General features: G+C 65.2%; 16 protein-coding genes. 7 read left to right on the top strand and 9 right to left on the bottom strand.

The annotated features are described in order from the left end of the window. The first annotated feature begins 71 nt into the window (after positions 1 to 71). Together rpsA and BJF89_RS12875 are read left to right on the top strand one after the other, a co-directional pair. Positions 72 to 1,538 (top strand): 30S ribosomal protein S1, encoded by a 1,467-nt coding sequence (rpsA, locus tag BJF89_RS12880; protein WP_038548998.1) that lies wholly within the window; start codon positions 72 to 74, stop codon positions 1,536 to 1,538. A gap of 172 nt (positions 1,539 to 1,710) precedes the next feature. Further along, complete coding sequence (locus BJF89_RS12875; protein WP_075815459.1) at positions 1,711 to 3,720, top strand: glucose PTS transporter subunit IIA; 2,010 nt, start codon at positions 1,711 to 1,713, stop codon at positions 3,718 to 3,720. A gap of 5 nt (positions 3,721 to 3,725) precedes the next feature. Here BJF89_RS12875 and BJF89_RS12870 read toward each other — a convergent pair whose 3' ends face one another. From BJF89_RS12870 to BJF89_RS12850, 5 genes are all read right to left on the bottom strand, one after another. Beyond that, positions 3,726 to 3,902: a DivIVA domain-containing protein gene (locus tag BJF89_RS12870; RefSeq protein WP_158026064.1), complete on the bottom strand. Its 177-nt coding sequence runs from the start codon at positions 3,900 to 3,902 to the stop codon at positions 3,726 to 3,728. Positions 3,903 to 3,936: 34 nt separating this feature from the next. Then, complete coding sequence (locus BJF89_RS12865) at positions 3,937 to 5,967, bottom strand: copper-translocating P-type ATPase (protein ID WP_075815455.1); 2,031 nt, start codon at positions 5,965 to 5,967, stop codon at positions 3,937 to 3,939. Positions 5,968 to 6,006: 39 nt separating this feature from the next. Then, on the bottom strand, positions 6,007 to 6,582 hold the full coding sequence (locus BJF89_RS12860) for a YdhK family protein (RefSeq protein WP_075815453.1): 576 nt from the start codon (positions 6,580 to 6,582) through the stop codon (positions 6,007 to 6,009). A gap of 158 nt (positions 6,583 to 6,740) precedes the next feature. Further along, positions 6,741 to 7,667, bottom strand: coding sequence for a MaoC/PaaZ C-terminal domain-containing protein (locus BJF89_RS12855; protein WP_255372646.1), 927 nt, complete (start codon positions 7,665 to 7,667; stop codon positions 6,741 to 6,743). A gap of 14 nt (positions 7,668 to 7,681) precedes the next feature. Further along, positions 7,682 to 9,019, bottom strand: coding sequence for a 3-oxoacyl-ACP reductase (locus tag BJF89_RS12850; RefSeq protein ID WP_075815451.1), 1,338 nt, complete (start codon positions 9,017 to 9,019; stop codon positions 7,682 to 7,684). Positions 9,020 to 9,263: 244 nt separating this feature from the next. Between BJF89_RS12850 and BJF89_RS12845 the strand changes: the two genes are divergently transcribed. Then, positions 9,264 to 10,577, top strand: coding sequence for an acetyl-CoA C-acetyltransferase (locus BJF89_RS12845; protein ID WP_075815449.1), 1,314 nt, complete (start codon positions 9,264 to 9,266; stop codon positions 10,575 to 10,577). Between the two features lie 86 nt (positions 10,578 to 10,663). Here BJF89_RS12845 and BJF89_RS12840 read toward each other — a convergent pair whose 3' ends face one another. Beyond that, on the bottom strand, positions 10,664 to 11,926 hold the full coding sequence (locus BJF89_RS12840) for a DUF4185 domain-containing protein (protein ID WP_075815447.1): 1,263 nt from the start codon (positions 11,924 to 11,926) through the stop codon (positions 10,664 to 10,666). 66 nt (positions 11,927 to 11,992) lie between these two features. Here BJF89_RS12840 and BJF89_RS12835 point away from each other — a divergent pair, with 66 nt between their 5' ends. Genes BJF89_RS12835 through BJF89_RS12820 form a run of 4 tightly spaced genes read left to right on the top strand, consistent with a single transcriptional unit; the run spans position 11,993 to position 15,714 of the window. After that, complete coding sequence (locus BJF89_RS12835) at positions 11,993 to 12,442, top strand: hypothetical protein (protein ID WP_139312049.1); 450 nt, start codon at positions 11,993 to 11,995, stop codon at positions 12,440 to 12,442. Between the two features lie 55 nt (positions 12,443 to 12,497). Further along, entirely contained in the window at positions 12,498 to 13,082 is a 585-nt protein-coding gene (gene coaE, locus BJF89_RS12830; protein WP_075815443.1) for a dephospho-CoA kinase, read from the top strand. A gap of 5 nt (positions 13,083 to 13,087) precedes the next feature. After that, on the top strand, positions 13,088 to 15,217 hold the full coding sequence (gene uvrB / locus BJF89_RS12825) for an excinuclease ABC subunit UvrB (RefSeq protein ID WP_075815441.1): 2,130 nt from the start codon (positions 13,088 to 13,090) through the stop codon (positions 15,215 to 15,217). A 50-nt stretch (positions 15,218 to 15,267) separates the two neighbouring features. Continuing rightward, complete coding sequence (locus tag BJF89_RS12820) at positions 15,268 to 15,714, top strand: universal stress protein (protein ID WP_075815690.1); 447 nt, start codon at positions 15,268 to 15,270, stop codon at positions 15,712 to 15,714. Between the two features lies 1 nt (position 15,715). On the opposite strand, the gene BJF89_RS12815 is transcribed toward BJF89_RS12820, so the two are convergent. The 3 genes from BJF89_RS12815 to BJF89_RS12805 all read right to left on the bottom strand — a co-directional run bounded on the left by BJF89_RS12815 (position 15,716) and on the right by BJF89_RS12805 (position 19,212). Continuing rightward, entirely contained in the window at positions 15,716 to 16,189 is a 474-nt protein-coding gene (locus BJF89_RS12815; protein ID WP_075815439.1) for a nucleoside deaminase, read from the bottom strand. Positions 16,190 to 16,199: 10 nt separating this feature from the next. After that, complete coding sequence (locus BJF89_RS12810; protein ID WP_075815437.1) at positions 16,200 to 18,494, bottom strand: ATP-binding domain-containing protein; 2,295 nt, start codon at positions 18,492 to 18,494, stop codon at positions 16,200 to 16,202. A gap of 85 nt (positions 18,495 to 18,579) precedes the next feature. Next, entirely contained in the window at positions 18,580 to 19,212 is a 633-nt protein-coding gene (locus BJF89_RS12805; protein WP_255372645.1) for an MBL fold metallo-hydrolase, read from the bottom strand. Positions 19,213 to 19,325 lie beyond the last annotated feature (113 nt).

Genomic DNA, 19,325 nt, shown 5'->3' with positions numbered 1-19,325 from the left:
ACACTGAACGCTGGTGGAGCGGTGCCCCCTGTCCATCACTAAGAACAATCCGTCTCGGAGCAACTTCACATATGCCCACCAACAACGTTCCTCAGGTAGCCGTCAACGACATCGGCTCCGCTGAGGATTTCCTCGCCGCAGTCGACGCCACCATCAAGTACTTCAACGACGGTGACATCGTTGAAGGTACCGTCGTCAAGGTCGACCACGACGAGGTCCTGCTTGACATCGGATACAAGACCGAGGGTGTCATCCCCTCCCGCGAGCTGTCCATCAAGCACGATGTCGATCCCGGCGAGGTCGTCGAGGTCGGCGACGAGGTCGACGCCCTGGTCCTCACCAAGGAGGACAAGGAAGGCCGCCTGATCCTGTCCAAGAAGCGCGCACAGTACGAGCGCGCCTGGGGCACCATCGAGGAGCTCAAGGAGAAGGACGAGCCGGTCACCGGTACCGTCATCGAGGTCGTCAAGGGCGGCCTCATCCTGGACATCGGTCTGCGCGGTTTCCTCCCCGCCTCCCTCGTCGAGATGCGTCGCGTCCGCGACCTCCAGCCGTACATCGGCCAGGAGATCGAGGCCAAGATCATCGAACTCGACAAGCAGCGCAACAACGTCGTCCTCTCTCGCCGCGCATGGCTCGAGCAGACCCAGTCCGAGGTCCGCTCCGAGTTCCTGCACCAGCTGCAGAAGGGCCAGGTCCGCAAGGGCGTCGTGTCCTCCATCGTCAACTTCGGCGCCTTCGTCGATCTCGGCGGTGTCGACGGCCTGGTGCACGTCTCCGAGCTCTCCTGGAAGCACATCGACCACCCGTCCGAGGTTGTCACCGTCGGTGACGAGGTCACCGTCGAGGTCCTCGACGTCGACCTGGACCGCGAGCGCGTGTCCCTGTCGCTGAAGGCCACCCAGGAGGATCCGTGGCGCGTCTTCGCCCGGACCCACGCGATCGGCCAGATCGTCCCGGGCAAGGTCACCAAGCTGGTTCCGTTCGGCGCTTTCGTCCGCGTCGAGGAGGGCATCGAGGGCCTGGTCCACATCTCCGAGCTGGCCGAGCGCCACGTGGATGTCCCGGACCAGATCGTCACCGTCGGCCAGGAGCTCATGGTCAAGGTCATCGACATCGACCTCGAGCGTCGCCGTATCTCCCTGTCGCTGAAGCAGGCCGACGAGGACTTCGCCGAGGAGTTCGACCCCTCCAAGTACGGTATGGCCGACTCCTACGACGAGCAGGGCAACTACATCTTCCCGGAGGGCTTCGACTCGGAGACCAACGAGTGGATGGAAGGCTTCGACGAGCAGCGTGAGGCCTGGGAGGCCCGTTACGCCGAGTCTGAGCGTCGCCACAAGATGCACGCCGCGCAGATCGAGCGCCACCGCGCCCAGGCTGCCGAAGCTGACGAGGCCGCCGACAACGGCTCCTACTCCAGCAACTCGGACAAGCCGGCCGCCGCCGTCGAGGAGACCACCTCGGACGCCGGCTCCCTGGCTTCTGACGAGCAGCTCGCCGCTCTGCGCGAGAAGCTCGCCGGTTCCGGTGAGTAGTACCGTCGCTGAACTGCGGTACTGACCCGGCCCACCCCGTTCCCGGGGTGGGCCGGGTTTCTGTTGCCTCCGGGGACCTTATCTTTTTCATGGATAAGTTCTATGATGTGGAGGATGCCGCCCGATCAGGGCGGCGCATATCCCATGTCACCTCACCAAGGCGGAACCACACATGGCCTCTGCGACCACAGAAACGTCCCGGCACATCCTCCGGGAAATCGGAGGGGCCGACAACGTCTCCTCACTGACATACTGCGCAACACGACTCCGCTTCGACCTGGTTGACCGTTCGAAAGTGGACAAGGACACACTCGACAGTGATCCGGCCGTCCTCGGTGTCGTCGAGCAGGGAAGTACCGGGCTCCAGGTCGTGATGGGGGGAGGAGTCGCCGACTACTACAACGCCATCGTCAAAGAACCTGGGATGGGGGACACGGAGGCGGACGCACGGTCCTCGTCGAAGAAGGAGTACGGCGGAGTCCGCGGCCGGTACGACTGGGTCAACTACTGCTTCGAGTTCCTTTCCGACACCTTCCGTCCGGTGCTGTGGGCGTTGTTGGGTGCCTCCCTGATCATCACGATGCTCGTGTTGGCCGACACCTTCAACATGCAGGACTTCCGGGCCGACATGGCGGACCAGCCCGACGGTTACGTCCTGCTGCATGCGATGTGGCGGTCGGTCTTCTACTTCCTGCCGATCATGATCGGCGCAACCGCGGCACGGAAGCTGGGAGCCAACGAGTGGGTCGGGGCCGCCATCCCGGCGGCGCTGCTGACACCGGAATTCCTCTCACTCGGGGAGGCAGGGGAGACCGTCCACATCTTCGGCATTCCGCTGGTGCTCAACGACTACTCGTCACAGGTCTTCCCACCGTTGATCGCTGCCATCGGACTGTTCTGGGTGGAGAAGGGGCTGAAGAAGATCATTCCCGCGGCGGTCCAGATGGTCTTCGTTCCGTTCTTCTCCCTGTTGATCATGATCCCTGCCACGGCATTCCTCCTGGGGCCGTTCGGTATCGGCATCGGCAACGGTATCTCAGATTTCCTGCTGTGGCTGAACGGGGTCTCGCCGTTCATCCTCGCCGTGATCATCCCGCTGCTGTACCCTTTCCTGGTGCCGTTGGGACTGCACTGGCCGCTCAACGCCATCATGATCCAGAACATCGCCACCCTCGGCTACGACTTCATCCAGGGGCCGATGGGCGCCTGGAACTTCGCCTGCTTCGGTGTCGTGGCAGGTGTCCTGTTCATCTCCTTCCGCGAGAAGAACAAGGGGATGCGACAGGTGTCGCTGGGCGGTCTGATGGCCGGCCTGTTCGGCGGCATCTCGGAACCGTCCCTCTACGGTGTCCTGCTGCGGTTCAAGAAGACCTACGTCCGGCTGCTGCCGGGGTGTCTGGTCGGCGGCATCATCATCGGGTTCTTCGACGTCAAGGCAAGTGCCTTCGTGTTCACCTCTCTGCTGACCTTTCCCGCCATGGACCCGTGGGGCGGATACCTCATCGGTATCGCCGCCGCGTTCCTCACCTCGATGCTGCTGGTCGTCTTCTTCGACTACAGGGGTAAGGACGAGAAAGCGGAGGTCCTCGCCGGACTCGCCGCCGAGCGTGAGAAGGAGGACGGTGCCGACGGTGAGGGGCGCGGGGCACCGGAGTCAGATCTCGTCGCGGCAACGTCGAAACCTGCGCTGGAGCCCGGGGCGGTCACCGTGGTCACCGCCCCTGTCGAGGGGAGAGCCATACCGTTGTCCGAGGTCGACGACCCCGCCTTCTCATCGGCGGCCCTCGGGCAGGGCATCGCCATCGAACCGTCGGGTGACACGGTCGTGGCGCCCGCCGACGGGAAAATCCTGACGGTCCAGAAATCCGGTCACGCCGTCGGGTTACGGTTGGACAACGGAATCGACCTGCTGATCCATATCGGCATCGACACGGTGAAGATGGGCGGTGTGGGCTTCGAGGTCCTTGTCGAGAAGAAGCAGGCAGTGACAGCCGGTACACCCCTGATCCGGTTCGACGCCCAGCGGATCCGTGATGCCGGGTATTCGGCGGTGACCCCCGTCATCGTGGTCAACACAAAGAGCTTTTCGACGGTGGAGGGACTGCCGGCCCCGGTCGCCGCTTTCGGCGACGACATCATCACCGTCACGGCGAAGTCAGCTGAGGCCGTGACCACCCCGTAGTCCCGTCACAACCGGGGCGGTCGTGAGGCGAGCCGTCTCTCGAGCTCGTCGATCCGGTCCTGCATGCTGGAGAGTGATTCCATGACGCCGTCGAGGAATGCGTCGACCGAGGCCTCGTCGTAGCCCCGACGGCCGAAGCGAGGCTTGCTGAACTTCACGTTGTTGACGTCTTCGGGAGTCATGACCATGGCTGCAGTCTACCGGGTCACGGCCTGTTCACCGGCCCAGGTCGAGCCGGCGCAGCAGTTGGGCGTTCAACGCGACCACCACCGTCGACGCCGACATCAGGATTGCCCCGACGCTCATCGGCAGGACAAAGCCGACCGGCGCGAGCACTCCGGCGGCCAACGGTACAGAAACCAGGTTGTACCCTGCCGCCCACCAGAGATTCTGGGTCATCTTGCGGTAGGTGGCGCGTGAGAGGTCGATGACGGACAGGACCGACCGGGGATCGGAACTGGCGAGGATCACCCCGGCCGAACTGATGGCGACATCGGTCCCCGCGCCGATGGCGATTCCGACGTCGGCGGCGGCGAGAGCCGGCGCATCGTTGACGCCGTCACCCACCATCGCGACCTCATGTCCCTGAGCGTGGAGCTCGGAGATCTTGGCGGCCTTGTCCTCGGGCCGGACACCGGCGAAAACCCGGTCTATTCCGAGCTCCGCGGCGACGGAGTCGGCTACCGCCCGCGCATCACCGGTGATCATCATGACCTGTACGCCCCGGGAGTGCAGGGCCTCGACGGCCGCCCAGGACTCGGGCCGGATCTCATCGGCCAGCCGGAGCGCGCCGGCTACCGAACCGTCCACGAGGACGTGGAGGATGATCGCCCCGTCCTCTCGCCAGCGGTCTGCATCGGCCAACTCGGAGGCCCCGTGCTGTTCAAGGAGGTAGGGGCCACCGACCTCGACGACGGCTCCGTCCACCGTCGCCTTCACGCCGACGGCCGGGGACGAGGAGAAGTCCGTTGCCCGGGGGACTGTGAGGCCCCGGCGCTGTGCAGCGTCCGTGATCGCCGTGGCCAGTGGATGTTCGCTGTCGGATTCCGCTGCCGCAGCGACGGAGAGAATCCGGTCCGCGTCCAGCCCGACGCCGCCCTCGGCGATGTCGGTGACGGCAGGTTCACCACGGGTGAGCGTGCCGGTCTTGTCGAAGAGGACGGTGTCCACCGATCTCATGGACTCCAGGGCGAGCCGGGCCTTGATCAGGATGCCGGCCCGGGCTGCGCGTTCGGTGGCGATGGAGACCACGAGAGGGATGGCCAGACCGAGTGCATGGGGACACGCGATGACGAGGACGGTGATTGTACGGACCACCGCGTCCTCCGGACGTCCGACGGCAGACCAGATGACTGCGGTGACCACCGCCGCCCCGAGGGCGAACCAGAAGAGCCAGCCCGCGGCAGTGTCGGCGAGTCGTTGCGCCCGTGACGATGAGTTCTGCGCCTCGGAGACGAGCGCCCGGATACCTGCCAGAGCCGTGTCGTCCCCGACGACACTGATCTCCACGCGGAGGCCGGAATCGGTCGCGACGGTTCCGGCGACGACACTGTCGCCGACCTCGCGGCGCACGGTCGCTGATTCGCCGGTCACCATGGACTCGTCCATGGACGCTGATCCGTCGATGATCGTCCCGTCGGCAGGGACAGAGGCCCCGGGACGCACGATCACGAAATCGTGGACCCGAAGTTCAGCCGGATGCAGCGTGGTGACGGTGCCGTCCTCCGCGACCTTCTCGGCCTCGTCGGGGAGCAGTGCGGCAAGTGAATCGAGCGCCGAGGAGGTCTGGGCCAGCGACCTCATCTCGATCCAGTGGCCCAGCAGCATGATCACCACGAGCAACGCCAGCTCCCACCAGAAGTCAAGCTCATGGCTCAGAAGCTGGAGGCTCGCGCCCCAGGACGCGACGAAGGCGACGGTGATGGCGAGTGCGATCAGCAGCATCATTCCCGGCTGCCGGGACCTGATCTCGTCCCAGCCACCCGTCAGGAACGGGCGTCCTCCCCAGACGTACATGACGGTTCCGAGGACAGGTGATATCCAGCCGGTGATCCCGCTGTCGGGCAGGGTGTAGCCGATCAGGCTGGCGAACATGTCGTTGAACGCCACCACCGGGACGGCGAGGACAAGCATGATCCAGAACAGTCGACGGAACTGGGCCACGTGATCGCCGTGGCCCGCATGATCACCGTGTCCGGCGTGCCCATGGTCAGTGTGTGCGTCGTGGTGGGTGTGGTGGTCGTGCATCTGGCGGTTCTCCTCCTTGAGGGGCTCGGTGAAGCTCCTCTACTCTGCCGGGCGGATCTCGCTTTCGGTGACCCACTTGTGATTCGTCATGGTCATGCCGTCCGCTTCGTAGTCGACCATGTAGACCGTCTCATCGGTGGAGCTGTCGATCGTCGCCTCTGCACCGTCCATTCCCGGCATGTGGTCGGCCTCGAGAGTGACGGTCTCACCGTCCGCGACGCGCTCGTCGCCGACATCGGCGAGTTCCTCCTGGACGACCCACTTGTGGTCGGAGACCGGCTCGCCTCCGTCGGTGGGGGTGTAGGAGACGGAGTAGGTGTAGGTGTCGAAGGCCCCCGAGACGGTCGCGGTGGCACCGTCCATGCCTGCCATGTGGTCGGCGGTGAGCACGACGTCCGTTCCCACGGGATAACCGGGGTCCTCCGCCTCGGTGATGCCCTCGGGAGCGGGGCCGCCGTCAGCAGGATGGTCCATGTGGTCCATGTGGCCCATGTGTGGGTCCTCGCCGGGAGTGTCGGTCGCCGTACTGTCATTCTGGTTGGAGCTGCATGCCGTCAGCGTCAGTGCGCCGCCGAGGAGAGCAACTGCGGTCAGGGTTACCAGTCGTCTGGTCATGCGGGTTTCCGCCTTCCGTGTGGTTTTCCGTATACCCCTAGGGAGTATACGTACCCAACCTGGAGGCACCCCCGTCTGAGCGTGGTCGCACGGCAGAAGCCCCGCACACCGGGGGGTGCGCGGGGCTCGGTAACGGTGCTGGCGAAGCAGCGTGACGACTACGCGGGTGTCACCTCTGCGACCGCGTGGAGCGTCTCCAGTTTGGATGCCTTACGCAACTGGATGTTCCAGTTCTCGCCATCCTTCTCCGTGAAGAACGCGACCTTGGTGGGGAGGACGATGGGCTTGGCGAACTCCACCGAGTACTTCCCTGCGGCCGGCAGCAGGCCCTCCAGTCCACTGAGGATCCGGGCCGCTGACCACATACCGTGGGCGATCGTCGCAGGGAAACCGAAGGCCTTCGCACCCAGCGAGGACACATGGATCGGATTCTTGTCTCCCGAGGCGTCCGCGTAGATCTTGATGCCGGCCTGGTCGACAGGCCAGGTCGCCGTCGGTGTGGGGTCCTCCGGGACGTCGGGACGTTCGAAGAGTGAACCGGTGTCCTCGTCGCGGCCCGCCACAACGGCGTCGGCGGAGGACGACAGCTTGGCGCCCTTGGCGAGGAAGCCGGAGGTCTGCTTCCACACCGGGGTGTCGCTGTCCTCCCCTTCGACGAACACCTCGGTGACCATGTCGATCAGCAGTCCCTTGCGGTGCCTACGCAGATTCTGGGCGTGGGTACGGATGTGCAGTACATCGTCGACGGTCAGCGGGCGGGACTGCTCGATCACGTTGGTGAGGTGCACCCCACCGACGGCGTTGAAGGGGAAGTCATCGGTCGACATCACCTTCATCACCAGTGCGAAGGAAATGACGTAGGGGTAGGTGTACGGCAGCTCGTTGCCGAGACGGAGTCCGGTGGCGTCCGCGTATGCGGCGAGGTGGGGGATATCGATGGTGACGCCCCTGACCTCGAAACCCGTCGACGGGTCCTTCGTGGCTGACCGCTTCGCGCCGACCACAGGAACCATGTTCTTGGCGGCACCCTTGTACTCCGCCATGAGGTCGGGGATGGCGGGGAGTTCCTTGTAAGTGACAGTCACGGTGGGGTTCCTTCCTAGGCGCCGAGCAGGTTCTGGCCGCAGACGCGCACGGTGTTGCCGGTGACGGCGTTGGACGCGTTGCCGGCGAAGTAGGCGATGGTTTCGGCGACGTCGACGGTGTGGCCGCCCTGCGCCAGGGAATTGAGACGGCGACCGACTTCGCGGGTACCGAAGGGCATTGCGTCGGTCATGGCCGTCTCGATGAAGCCCGGTGCCACGGCATTGACCGTGATCCCCTTGTCGGCGAGTTCCTCGGAGAAGGAGTCGACGAGGCCGACGACGCCGGCCTTGGTGGTGGCGTAGTTGGTCTGACCGCGGTTGCCGGAGATACCGGCCATCGAGGACACACCCACGACGCGTCCGCCGTCAGCGAGACCGCCGTTCTGCAGCAGCCCCTCGGTGATGCGTACCGGTGCGACGAGGTTGATGTTCTGCACCATGTTCCACCGGCCCTCGTCCATGTTGGCGAGCAACTTGTCGCGGGTGACCCCGGCGTTGTGGACGATGATGTCGACCTTGCCGCCGTGGCGTTCCTCGGCGTGCGACTTGATCTTCTCCGCCGCGTCAGGTGCGGTCACGTCGAGGGGCAGGGACGAGCCCTTGACCTCGTTGGCGGTCTCCGCGAGGCCTTCACCGGCGGCGGGGATGTCCACACAGATGACCTTGGCGCCGTCGCGGCCGAGAACCTTGGCGATATCGGCGCCGATACCACGGGCGGCACCGGTGACCACGGCGATCTTGCCGGCGAGCGGCTCATCCCACGATTCGGGGGCGGTGGAGGCGTCAGCGGAGACCCGGATGACCTGGCCGTCGACGAAGGCGGACTTGCCGGAGAGCAGGAAGCGCAGTGTGGATTCGAGACCGGTCAGGTCAGAGGAGGTCTCCGGTGCGACGTAGACCAGCTGCGCGGTCGCGCCGCGGCGCAGTTCCTTGGCCACCGACCGGGTGAACCCCTCGAGGGAGCGCTGGACGATGTGCTCGTCACGGTCCTTCACCAGTTCAGGGGTGGTGCCGATGACCACCAGTCGGGCGCAGGGGAGCAGCTTGCGCATCTGCGGGTTGAAGAAGTCGAAGAGCTGGTGGAGCTCCTCCGGCCTGGTGATGCCGGTGGCGTCGAAGACGAGTGCGGCACGCTTGGCGTCAGTGCCGCCGTCGACGAACTGGTAGTCGTTGCTCAGGAGCGGCTTGACGCCTGCTGCGACGCGGCCTTCGCCGCCGATGACCACCGGACCGTCCAGGGCGGGCTCGCCCTTCTTGTAGCGACGCAGCGGCTCACCCTGGGGGACACCGAGCTTTCCTGCGAGGCTGGAATTGACGACCTGATCAAGCAGGCCCTTGTTGGAGGAAGACAACGTTCGTAACTCCTTGGTAGTGGATCCGTTATTCGAAAGCGTACCTACGGACGCCCGAACAATGTATGTTCACATTTGTACCCTAGTGTGTGACCCCGAACCACGTCTCAAGATTCCGTGACGGGGGTTACATAAAAGTTCAGGGGCCGGTCCAGACGGAACCGCACCGGTAGACTTCCCGGCAACGTCTGGCCGACACCACGACCCACGACGACACGACAACACACGATGGAGAGACATCCAGATGACTACTTCGCCTCGTAAGGTCGCCATTCTCGGCGGCAACCGCACCCCCTTCGCCCGCTCCAACAAGGAGTTCGCGAATGCTTCCAACCAGGACATGCTGACAGCGGCCATCAACGGTCTGGTCGCCCGTTACGGCCTGCAGGACGAGCAGTTGGGCATGGTCGTCGCCGGAGCAGTCCTCAAGCACGCCCGTGACTTCAACATGACCCGCGAAGTCGTGCTGGGCTCCGCACTGGACTCCCAGACCCCCGCATTCGACCTTCAGCAGGCCTGTGGAACGGGCCTGGCGGCCGCCATCCAGGTCGCTGACGCGATCGCGTTGGGACGTATCGACGCCGGTATCGCGGGTGGTACCGACACGACCTCCGATGCGCCGCTGGCCGTCAACGATGAGCTGCGCAAGACCCTGATCAAGGTGAACAACGCCAAGACCACCGGCGAGATGGTCAAGCTGCTGGGCACGGTGCGCCCGTCCCAGATCGCTCCGGAGCAGCCGCAGAACGGTGAGCCGCGCACCGGCCTGTCCATGGGTGACCACGCCGCCATCACCGCGCGTGAGCTCAACGTGTCCCGCGAGGACCAGGACAAGCTGGCCGTGGAGTCGCACCAGAAGCTCGCTGCCGCCTACGACGAGGGCTTCTTCGACGACCTCGTGACCCCGTTCCTCGGTGTTCAGCGTGACACCAACCTGCGCCCCGACTCGTCGGTCGAGAAGCTGGCGAAGCTCAAGCCGGTCTTCGGTAAGAAGGACGCCGCAGCCCACGGCACGCAGGCGACCATGACCGCCGCCAACTCCACCCCGTTGACCGACGGTGCCTCCGCGGTGCTGCTCGCCTCCGAGGAGTGGGCAGATGCCCACAACCTGCCGGTCCAGGCCTACCTGGTCGACTCCGAGACCGCGTCGGTCGATTTCCTGCACGGCCGTGACGGGCTGACCCCGGACGGGCTGCTGATGTCCCCGACCTACGCAGTGCCGCGTCTCCTCGAGCGCAACGGTCTGACTCTCCAGGACTTCGACTTCTATGAGATCCACGAGGCTTTCGCGTCCCAGACCCTGGCCACCCTGCAGGCGTGGGAGTCCGAGGACTACTGCCGCGACCGTCTCGGCCTGGACGCTCCGCTGGGTGCCATCGACCGTTCGAAGCTGAACGTCAAGGGTTCGTCGTTGGCCGCGGGCCACCCCTTCGCCGCGACCGGTGGCCGCATCATCGCCACCGCTGCGAAGACCCTCGAACAGAACGGTGGAGGCCGGACCTTGGTCTCCATCTGCGCCGCCGGTGGACAGGGCGTCACCGCGATCATCGAGCGCTAGGTGCACCACAGACGGTAACCTCGCAAACAGCAACCCCGGAGGTTGGTCACACCGACCCCCGGGGTTGCTGTCTGCTTTGGGGGAGGTCAGCGCAGTACGGCGTCCAGATCGGTGCGTAGCATCGCTGTGTTGTACCCCGACCAGGTCGTCATCACGAAATACAGGCGTGAGGGGTCGTCGGCGGCCTGCGTCGGCAGCATGAACGCACCGTAGGCATCGGGCGCTTGGAGCCGGGAAACCACCGTCTTCTTCTCCGACCATGGCCCGGTGGGGGAATCCGCCTCACGCAGGACGATCCCCTCGGTGGACTCGTACATCGCCAACCACGAGTCGCGGTAGTCGTTGTACTGCACCGAGAGCTCCGAGACCCGTCCGTCCAGGACCGTCGCCGCGGACGTGGCATCCCCCGTCCACCGGGATCCGTCCCAGTACTCGGCGCTTGACCAGTCGGGGAAGGTTGACTGCCTGATGCGGGCGAGTCGCGCTGAGCCGTCCCGCCCGCTGGGGGTGCCGTAGGCGTAGACGTAGTCGGTCCCGTTCTCCGTATGCTTGGTCAGGGCGGTCATCTGGAAGTTGTCGACCGCAGCACTGTCCCCGGTGACGCTGGTGATCCTGGAGTCTCCGGATGCCTTGGAGGACGCCCTGGTCGAGGTATCCACGGGCAGAAATTCCTTCCCTCCGTCGGTGGACTCCACCGTCTGTGCGTAGTTGGTGGTCCACTGGCCGGCGTTCCCCCAGGATTTCACCGACATGAAGTCGACGTACTGGTTACCGTTGACCTCGATACCCGAGGTCGGGATCTTCGTGTGCTCGACACCAGGCTCCTTCAAGGATACCGGGAGGAATTCACCGGACCGTCCACCGTCGGCGGTGCCGTCGAGGTACAGCCCGTCGGAGGGGTCGGTGTCGTGCGAGGAGAACAGCGCATTGGAGTGCCACCCACTGAGGCCGGAGTCGCAGCCGAAACTGTCGCCGAAGGCCATGAGAGTCTGGCCGGCGCCCGCATCCCACATGAAGCCGAGGTCGGTGGAGGCCAACCCCAGCCGCTGTGTTTCGTCCGGACTGTTCGGTCCGGTCACCATGTACATCGCCTCGGTCGGGCCGGACACGTTCGGCAGGTCCCACGGTGTGTCGCCGGCCCAGGACGTCAGAGATCCTGAGGTGCTCGAGCTACCGGAGCTGCCGGACCCCGAGCTGAGTAGTGCCGACGCGCGGTCGATGAGGTTGGGGGCGTAGGTGTCGCATGGAGCGGCAGCGGCAGAGCCTGTGCCGAGGACGGTCGCCGTCGCTGCCGTCACTACTGCGGTGAGGGTCACCGTCGAGACCCGTCGGAGAGAGGAAGAGTACATGGGGCTCCTGTGAAGAAACATCATTAAAGTTATGCAAGGGAATAAATGCGACTATAGTCCAGTGGCATGACACGCACTTCTTTCCGGCGGATGACAGCTGGCGCCACGGTTCTCCTCGCCGTAGGCATCGTGTTCGCTCCCGTCGCGAACGCTGCCGACGCTGCCGACGCTGCCGACGCTGCCGACGCTGCCGACGCTGACACGACCGAGACGATTCCGGACCTCCCTGACCTTCAGGAGGTCGACGGTTCGGCGGGAAGCCTGCTCAACCGCAATCTCGGCACGGGAGACCAGGCGTTCTGTGCTGACATCGGTGAGCGGCTCTCAGAACTCGCCGGACAGTGGGCCGAGGCGAATGAGGCAGCGGCACGGGAGACCGCCAACCAACTCCGCTATCTCTTCGCCAACGCCAATGCAGCGAACGTCCAGTGCCTCACGGCCGCGGGGGCGGCTCTGACGTCGTCCGGCGACGGTTCAGTGACCGGCTCCCTCACGTTGCCGTTGCCCGGCTCCTGATTCGGCCGAGTCTCGACCGGTGCCGATACCGGCTGACAGCGCTATCCTTGAGGACATGCGCATTATCGGCCTGACAGGTGGTATCGGTTCCGGAAAGACGACGGTGGCCGAACGGCTCCGGCAGAAAGGCGCGTTCGTCGTGGACGCCGACAAGGTGGCCCGTGAGATCGTGGAGCCGGGGCAGCCGGCCCTCGCCGAACTCGCCGACGCGTTCGATGGCGTCCTCACCCCGGAAGGGGGTCTCGACCGGGCGGAACTCGCCCGACAGGCGTTCGCCTCGACCGCTGCCACAGACAGACTCAACGCCATCACCCACCCACGCATACGCGCCCGTACCGCGGAGCTCTTCGACACCGCAGCCGAGGAGGGTCGGGAGGTGGTGGTCTACGACATGCCGCTACTCATCGAGAACGGGGAAATCGAGACTGTCGACACGGTTCTCGTCGTCGACGCCCCCGATGACGTGCGTATCGCACGTCTCGTGGAGTCCCGGGGTCTGGACGAGGACGACGCCCGCCGTCGCCTCGCCGCACAGGTGGACCGACAGACGCGGCTGGCGGCAGCGGATGTCGTCCTGGACAACAGCGGGGACCTGGAAGCTCTGGTCGCCCAGGTCGACGCATTCTGGGATGAGGTGTAGCTTCCATGGCATTTGCCGCAGAACACCCGGTCCTCTCCGAATCCGAGTTCCGGCCGGTCGGGGAGGTGGAGCGCAGTGACGCCCGGTTCGAGGTCATCAGCGACTACGAACCCGCCGGTGACCAGCCGGCCGCGATCAAGGAACTCGATGAGAGACTGAACCGGGGCGAACGTGACGTCGTCCTCATGGGTGCCACGGGCACCGGCAAGTCGGCGACCGCGGCCTGGCTCATCGAGCAGCAGCAGCGCCCCACGCTGGTGATGGCACCGAACAAGACGCTCGCGGCACAGCTGGCGAATGAACTTCGTAGTCTGCTCCCCAACAACGCCGTCGAATACTTCGTCAGTTACTACGACTACTACCAGCCGGAGGCGTACATCGCGCAGACGGACACGTACATCGAGAAGGACTCGTCGATCAACGACGATGTCGAACGTCTCCGCCACTCCGCGACGTCCAACCTGCTGTCCCGTCGTGACGTCGTCGTCGTTTCCTCGGTCTCCTGCATCTACGGACTGGGGACCCCGCAGTCCTATCTCGACAGGTCAGTGGTTCTCAAGGTGGGGGAAGAGGTGGAGCGTGACCGTTTCCTCCGTCTCCTGGTCGACATCCAGTACGACCGAAATGATGTCTCGTTCACCCGTGGGGCGTTCCGGGTGAAGGGAGATGTCGTGGACATCATCCCCGCCTACGAGGAACTGGCGGTGCGCGTCGAGTTCTTCGGTGACGAGATCGACAGTCTCTTCTACATTCACCCCCTCACCGGGGACGTCATCCGGGAAGTCGAGGACATCCGGATATTCCCGGCCACACACTACGTGGCCGGACCGGACCGGATGGAGAAGGCGATGGAGGACATCCGGGCAGAGCTCGAGCAACGCGTCGCCGAGTTGGAGGGCCGGGGCAAACTGCTCGAGGCGCAACGCCTCCGTATGCGCACCGAATACGACCTGGAGATGATTCAACAGGTCGGATACTGCTCGGGCATCGAGAACTATTCGCGCCACGTGGACCAGCGCGAGGCAGGTTCTGCCCCGGCGACGTTGATCGACTACTTCCCGGAGGACTACCTCACCATCATCGACGAGTCCCACGTCACGGTGCCGCAGATCGGTGGCATGTTCGAAGGCGACATGTCGCGCAAGCGCAACCTCGTCGACTTCGGTTTCCGCCTGCCCAGCGCACTGGACAACCGGCCCCTGACCTGGGAGGAGTTCGACGACCGCAAGGGGCAGTGTGTCTACATGTCGGCGACGCCGGGTGACTACGAGATGGCGGCGACAGGTGGCGAATTCGTTGAACAGGTCATCCGCCCGACGGGTCTGGTCGACCCGAAGGTCGAGGTCCGGCCCACCGAGGGGCAGATCGACGATCTCATCGAGCAGATCCGTCAGCGCACCGAGAAGCAGGAACGCGTCCTGGTGACCACCCTGACCAAACGTATGGCGGAGGACCTCACCGACTATCTTCTCGAGCACGGCGTGCGGGTGCGGTACATGCACTCGGACATCGACACGCTCAAGCGGGTGGAGTTGCTCCGGCAACTCCGGCTGGGGGAGTACGACGTCCTCGTCGGTATCAACCTGCTGCGTGAGGGGCTCGATCTCCCGGAAGTCTCGCTGGTCGCCATCCTTGACGCAGACAAGGAAGGTTTCCTCCGGTCGGAACGCTCCCTGGTACAGACCATCGGACGTGCCGCCCGAAATGTCTCGGGTGAGGTCATCATGTACGCCGACAAGGTCACCGACTCGATGCAGTACGCCATGGACGAGACCGAACGCCGGCGTGCGAAGCAGGTCGCCTACAACGAAGAACACGGAATTGACCCGCAGCCCCTGCGTAAGGCGATCGCGGACATCCTCGACCAGGTGTACGAGAACCGCAGTGAGGAAGGGGACGGCGCATCGACGGGATTCGGTGCGGACGTCAACGTCGCCTCGGGTGACTCTGTGGCGGCCGGGGCTCAGGACACGGGGTCCATGGCACGGCCCGAACTCGAGAAGCTCATCGCGGATCTCACGACGCAGATGCAGGATGCCGCGCGGGAACTGAAGTTCGAGCTCGCCGGGCGGCTGAGAGACGAGATCGCCGACCTTAAGAAGGAACTGCGCGGCATGATCGAAGCAGGAATCTGACTGGGGTAGGCTTTCGTGTGGAAACCATCCACGATCACAAAGGGCTGGCAGTGAGCGATAGCACCACCTATGAGACCATCGTCGTCGGAACCGACGGATCATCGTCATCCGTCCTGGCGGTGAAACGGGCAGCAGCACTGGCCGCGGCATTTGACGCCCGGCTGGTGATCGGATGCGCCTACTACAAGAACGCCGAGTCGGCGGTCAAAGCGATCCGGATGGACTCGAAGACCGTGGTCGGAGGGGACCCGGCACAACAGAACCTGGCTGCGGCTGTGGCTGCAGCCGAAGAAGTGGGGGCCACGAAAGTCTCCACCGCCGTGAAGGAGGGGGCCCCGGTGGACGCCCTCATGGCCATCGTCACCGACGAATCAGCGGACCTGCTGATCGTCGGCAACCGCGGCATCAACTCACTGACCGGACGGCTGCTCGGATCCGTGCCGGCGGACGTCGCACGTCAGTCCGACTGCGACGTGATGATCGTCCACACGGTGTAGTTCACGACGGCCGGTGCAGTTCCCGGACTTCCCGGGACAGCTCAGTGTCAGGGCCGTCGACGGTGATCCCGGGGACGATGTCCCGGACCTGCAACGAGGCGACCGGTGCGGCAGGCCGCCCATCTTCGGAGGCCCAGGCCTTGAACTGCTCCGCCGAGGAGGCGTAGACGATGCGGCCGAGACCGGCCCAGCCGTGCGCGGCCGCGCACATCGGACAGTGCTCGCCGGAGGTGTAGACCGTGCTCCGCGACCGCTCACGGGGGTCGAGATGCGCTACAGCCCACTCAGCGACGGTGAACTCCGGATGCCCCAGGGGACTCGAGCCGGAGACCACCCGGTTGCGGTCGGAGAAAAGGACCTCACCGTTCTCCCCGACGAGCACCGTCCCGAAAGCATCGTCACCCGCGCGGCGGGCCTCACGTGCCTGGTCGACGGCGAGACGGAGGAATCCACGGTCACGGTCAGAGATACTCATCCCTCCATTACTACCAGGGCAACGGCAGGTCATGGACGATACTCAACCCTTGTGTGGCTCGCGTGACCGCTACGTAGAGGTCGTTGAACCCCTGCGGGGAGGCAGACACGATCTCCTCCGGTTCCACGAGCACGACCTCGTCGAACTCCAGGCCTTTGGCCCCGTTGACATCCGAGACCAGCACGGCATCTGCCGCGAACTCCTGTTCAAGGCCGGCGATACGCTGCCGGGAGGCGATGATACCCACCAGCCCCTCACCCGCACTGACTCTAGCGCTGGAGACGGCGTCGGCCAGTTCGGCGGTCTGGAACTCCCGGACGCCGCTTCCCGTGTCGCGGAGACAGACGGGGACATCCTGACCGGGTGCGACCTCCGCGAGGATGCGGCTGGCGATCTCTGCGATGTCCGAGGGCGTCCGGTAGTTCACGGTCAGTTCGTGGAGTTTCCACCGGTCCTTGACGAACGGTTCCAGGGCGGTGGCCCAGTCCTCGACGCCCGCCGGGCTCCCGGTCTGGGCGGGGTCTCCGACCAGCGTCATCCAGCGGTTCGGTGAACGCCGGAAGATCATCCGCCACGCCATGGCAGACAGCTCCTGGGCCTCGTCGACGATGACGTGCCCGAACGCCCACGTGCGGTCAGCCGCTGCGCGTTCCGCCGTGGACATCGACGACCGGACCCGTTGGCGTTCGGCGAGTTGTTCGGCGTCGATGACGTCATAGGCCATGAGGATCTCGGCGTCGGTACCGTCGTCGAGATCCTGGTAGGCCGACCCGCTGAGGATATCGAGCGCTTCCTGTGCTTCATCCACCTGGGATTTCCACCGACGGCGTTCCTCTGCTTCGGCCTCTTCGGCTCCGGCGATACCGAGGATCTCGGCGAGCTCGTCCAGTAGCGGTGCATCCGCCTCGGTCCAGTCATCCGGAGCATCCTCACGGAGCAGGGACGCCCGGGTCAGGTCGTCGTAGTCGGCGGCGGCCGAGTCGATCGCGGCCCGTGAACCGAAGAGCCCCGAGAGCACGTCCTCGGCAGTGAGCTCCGGCCACAGATCATCGACGGTGTCGGCGATGGCGGGTTCCTCCACCAGGTCCTCGCGCAACTGTTCACGGTCGGCGGCGGTGAGGAGGTTCTCCCCGCCGAGCGGGTCGGCGCCGATGGCATCCGCCATCGCATCGCGCATGAGGTCGAGCACGGCATCCCGGAAACGGCTGCGAGCCAGGTTGTGGGGGCGGTGTGTCCGGCGGGCACGCGCACGTGCCTGCCGGGCGATCTGTGGAGTCAGAGACACGGTGACACCGTCGATGAGGAAGTCCACGGGCTGCTCCGGCACCGTCTGCAGGTCGCGTACTGCCCGTGACAGGATCTCGAGCATTTCCAACGACCCCTTGACTTCCTGGGCGCTCAGCGACTCCGAACTCAGAGGGCGTGCGCTGATACCGGGCAGCAACGAACCTGGTGTGGCGAGAACGACGCCAGTCTCACCCAGACTGGGCAGCACCTGTGAGATGTAGTCCAGGAAACGTCGGTTGGGGCCGATGATCAGCACGCCGGTGTTCGAGAGCTGCTCGCGCCACGTGTACAGCAGGTAGGCCGTCCGGTGCAGCGCCACCGCGGTTTTGCCGGTGCCGGGGCCGCCCTGGACCACTGTCACACCGCGGTGGTTCTCGCGGATGATCCGGTCCTGCTCGGCGACAATGGTGTCGACGATGTCGTGCATGTGACGGTCCCGGGCACGGTTCACCGCGTGCAGGAGGGCGCCTTCCTGTGCGACAGACCCGTCGCGGTCGCCGGCACCGTCGTCGTGACCGCCGGAAAGCCGCTCGTCGGCGACGTCGGTTACCGTACGGCCACGCGTCCGGATGTGCCTGCGGACGTGGACCCCTTCAGGATGGAGCGTGGTGGCCAGGTAGAACGGCCGGGCGAGAGGAGCCCGCCAATCCATCAGGAGGGTCCTCATGTCGTCGTCTGAGGTATGTAGCCCGATGCGGCCGATGTACCGGCGGTCAAGAGCAGGCTCCCCGGGGACATCCGTGACAGGGTTCTCCGGGTCATCGTCATCGACGTCGATGCGTCCGAAGAAGAGTCCGATCTCTGCCGCCGAGAACTCGTCCAGGCGTCCTGCGACCTCGTAGGTCTCATGGTCACGCTCGAGGAGGGTCTGCGGCTGATCGATATCGGCGCGGCGACGCTGCGCTTTGCGCATCCGCTCGGTGAGGCGCTCGCGTGACTCGTCGACGACAGCGAGCAGTGCGACGAGATGTTCCTGTTCTGCGGAGATGTCGGGGTGCTCGGAAGGGGTGGCGCTCATGGTCTCCTGAATCTCTTGAAGGACGTCCGTCGCTTGCGCAACAGGACGGCCATTCTACGCTGCCGGTGGAGGGAGCAGGCCGCGCTCACCACCCTCGTTCGCGCCACTCCTCCAGGTGCGGACGTTCTGCGCCGATGGTCGTGCTGTCTCCGTGCCCCGGGTGTACCCGGGTACTGTCGGGAAGGTTGAAACAGCGACGTGAGACGTCGGAAAGCAATGCCGTGAAGTCCTCCGCCGTCTCGGTCTTGCCGACGCCGCCGGGGAACAGGCTGTCTCCTGAGAAGAGATCCGCGGTGCCGTCAGGCTGCGGAAGGATGACACCCAGGCCGCCGGCGGTGTGTCCACGGAGCAGCACCAGTCGCATCCCGAGAGCATCCAGGGCAGGGGAGGAGGTGATGAAGGTCTCAGGGTCGTCGCTGTCCGGATCATGCCCCCAGGTTCTGTCCACGGTGGCCGGAATGTCCGGTGCATCCTGCGCCGAGGCATGGTGGCGTGCTCCGGTGGCGGCGAGGACCTCGCCGAGTGCCTGGACGTGGTCGTCGTGGCGGTGCGTGGTGAGCACATCGGTGATCCGTACGCCGGCGTCGGCGGCGACCGCGAGAAGACGCCGGGCGTCGTCCGCTGCATCGATGAGCAGCGCATCGCCTCCGGCGCTGACCAGGTAGCAGTTGTTGCCCATCGGGCCTACTGTCGTCGTGGTGATCTGTGCGGAATCCATGGTCCCCACCATAGCGGTGCCACCACCGCAGCGGCGCCGTTCTTTTCGACTATCCGTTCGACTGCGCGGGGGCCTTCACGTACGATGGCGACGCAGTGACGAACTTCCATGAA

It is taken from the genome of Corynebacterium sp. CNJ-954, from assembly GCF_001942345.1.
Lineage (GTDB): Bacteria > Actinomycetota > Actinomycetes > Mycobacteriales > Mycobacteriaceae > Corynebacterium.
The sequence above is the reverse complement of the archived record's forward strand: the minus strand, read 5'-3'. Positions and strand labels throughout refer to the sequence as shown.

What these genes read in the sequence shown, in the direction of transcription:
- BJF89_RS12815 (WP_075815439.1), bottom strand. Translation starts at nt 16,189, where the DNA reads ATGAGTATCTCTGACCGTGACCGTGGATTCCTCCGTCTCGCCGTCGAC.
- BJF89_RS12805 (WP_255372645.1), bottom strand. Translation starts at nt 19,212, where the DNA reads ATGGATTCCGCACAGATCACCACGACGACAGTAGGCCCGATGGGCAAC.
- BJF89_RS12840 (WP_075815447.1), bottom strand. Translation starts at nt 11,926, where the DNA reads ATGTACTCTTCCTCTCTCCGACGGGTCTCGACGGTGACCCTCACCGCA.
- BJF89_RS12875 (WP_075815459.1), top strand. Translation starts at nt 1,711, where the DNA reads ATGGCCTCTGCGACCACAGAAACGTCCCGGCACATCCTCCGGGAAATC.
- coaE (WP_075815443.1), top strand. Translation starts at nt 12,498, where the DNA reads ATGCGCATTATCGGCCTGACAGGTGGTATCGGTTCCGGAAAGACGACG.
- uvrB (WP_075815441.1), top strand. Translation starts at nt 13,088, where the DNA reads ATGGCATTTGCCGCAGAACACCCGGTCCTCTCCGAATCCGAGTTCCGG.
- BJF89_RS12810 (WP_075815437.1), bottom strand. Translation starts at nt 18,494, where the DNA reads ATGAGCGCCACCCCTTCCGAGCACCCCGACATCTCCGCAGAACAGGAA.
- BJF89_RS12845 (WP_075815449.1), top strand. Translation starts at nt 9,264, where the DNA reads ATGACTACTTCGCCTCGTAAGGTCGCCATTCTCGGCGGCAACCGCACC.
- BJF89_RS12860 (WP_075815453.1), bottom strand. Translation starts at nt 6,582, where the DNA reads ATGACCAGACGACTGGTAACCCTGACCGCAGTTGCTCTCCTCGGCGGC.
- BJF89_RS12870 (WP_158026064.1), bottom strand. Translation starts at nt 3,902, where the DNA reads ATGACTCCCGAAGACGTCAACAACGTGAAGTTCAGCAAGCCTCGCTTC.
- BJF89_RS12865 (WP_075815455.1), bottom strand. Translation starts at nt 5,967, where the DNA reads ATGCACGACCACCACACCCACCACGACGCACACACTGACCATGGGCAC.
- rpsA (WP_038548998.1), top strand. Translation starts at nt 72, where the DNA reads ATGCCCACCAACAACGTTCCTCAGGTAGCCGTCAACGACATCGGCTCC.
- BJF89_RS12835 (WP_139312049.1), top strand. Translation starts at nt 11,993, where the DNA reads ATGACACGCACTTCTTTCCGGCGGATGACAGCTGGCGCCACGGTTCTC.